This window comes from Vibrio sp. T9 (assembly GCF_003123985.1).
Lineage (GTDB): Bacteria > Pseudomonadota > Gammaproteobacteria > Enterobacterales > Vibrionaceae > Vibrio > Vibrio diabolicus.
This window is the reverse complement of record NZ_NIGY01000031.1, coordinates 1-1,557: the sequence shown is the minus strand read 5'-3', so window position 1 is coordinate 1,557 and position 1,557 is coordinate 1. Positions and strand designations below refer to the sequence as shown.

The 1,557-nt window shown below is 42.4% G+C and carries 2 protein-coding genes; both read left to right on the top strand.

Going from position 1 to position 1,557, the window contains the following annotated elements:
• Positions 1–154 precede the first annotated feature (154 nt).
• Entirely contained in the window at positions 155–829 is a 675-nt protein-coding gene (locus CBX98_RS25185; protein WP_109170530.1) for a class I SAM-dependent methyltransferase, read from the top strand.
• A 182-nt stretch (positions 830–1,011) separates the two neighbouring features.
• Positions 1,012–1,320, top strand: a complete 309-nt coding sequence (locus tag CBX98_RS25175) for a hypothetical protein (protein WP_025502574.1) — start codon at positions 1,012–1,014, stop codon at positions 1,318–1,320.
• Positions 1,321–1,557: the final 237 nt, after the last annotated feature.

Genomic DNA, 1,557 nt, shown 5'->3' with positions numbered 1-1,557 from the left:
CCTTGCTAACAAAGCATTTAAGAGGGATTCACAACGCTTGGCAGTTTTGGTTTGAATTAGCTTAAGCGTTTACGGCACAATGGTTTAGGTTAAGTGGTGGCGTTGTTCACCCCTTAATGCGGCGTTAGCCTACCTTTCAAAATTGGAACAATGGATGACTAGTTTGAAATACGACCAAAATGAAATAAATAAGGAAGGCTGGGAAAAGGTTGCCTTAGCGTATTCGGGAGATTCCGCCTCAGAAGATGACCCTAACTTACGTGAGTTTGCGAGGAATGAATTTATAAAACGCCTTGATGGAAAACACATTTTAGAGGTTGGTTGTGGACCAGGAACGGATGCAGCAAAATTTCATGAGCTAGGTTTTGAGGTTCTTGCCACTGATTATTCCTCTAGGTTTTTAGATGTTGTTCGAGAAAGATACCCGTACTTAAAAGTTAAGCTTTTTGACATCGTACAGCCTGACTCCTTACATCAAAAATTTGATGGAATATATGGTTTTGGCAGCTTCATTCATATTCCTAGAGAACTGTGTTGCGAGTCACTAAGAAACCTCAATGGGATTTTAAAGCGTGGGGGCGTTCTGTGTTTGCAGTTGATCCAATCTTCAAAAGGCATTGAGCAATACTATATTGATGATTGGGCTGGTGACCCTCAATGTTCAATGTTATTCAACTGCTATGCCCCTGTAGAAATTGAAGCGAAATTAAAACTTGCTGGGTTTACCGAGGTAGAGCTTCTGACGATGCCTGCAAGCATTTATGATGAAATTCCGCGCTTGATTGAGCGAGGGATCACAGGGTACTTTGTTTTCGCTCGAGCGGCATGAAACCGAACCCTAATTTGGGCTTGTAGGCTAACAAACTGTTCAAGAGGGATTCGCAACGCATGGCATTTTCATTATGCGTTGGTTTTAGTGGTTAAGGTGGTATGCGGCAACTTCGGTATTGCGTTGCTCACCCCTTAACAGGGCGTTAGCAGACAAAAGTAAATCAAGGAAGAGGGTATGTTATGTCTGATAAAGTAATTAAGTCTTCAACAGCTACAATTCAAGTCGGTGCGACTAAAGCCGATGGGAAACTAGAACTAACGGAGTCGGATTTAATTTTTATTCCGTACAACGAAAAGTTGGGTTTTGGTCCATATCAATTAAAGCGCCAAGACATTGCTGCCGTAGCTAAGTGCTTGGGCAAAGGTGGTGGTGTGATTCCAATCACTACGGATGCATTTCGTATAAAATCAGCCAACAATACGTGTTACGAGTTTATTGTAGCGAAGCCTGAGCAATGGATAGAAGCACTCGGTGAAATTGTCAGCTAACAAACTGTTCAAGAGGGATTCGCAACGCGTGGCATTTTTACTATGCGTTGGTTTTAGTGATTAAGGTGGTTTGCGGTGGCTTAGGTATTGCGTTGCTCACCCCTTAACAGGGCGTTATGTTTTTTGGGAGAAACGATGGAATTTAAGCTAGAAATCTATGCACCTGAAACAGAAGTTATAGCCATTCGTGATGTACTTAATTCAGTTGGCGCAGGTGTTGTGGGTGATTATGACAGC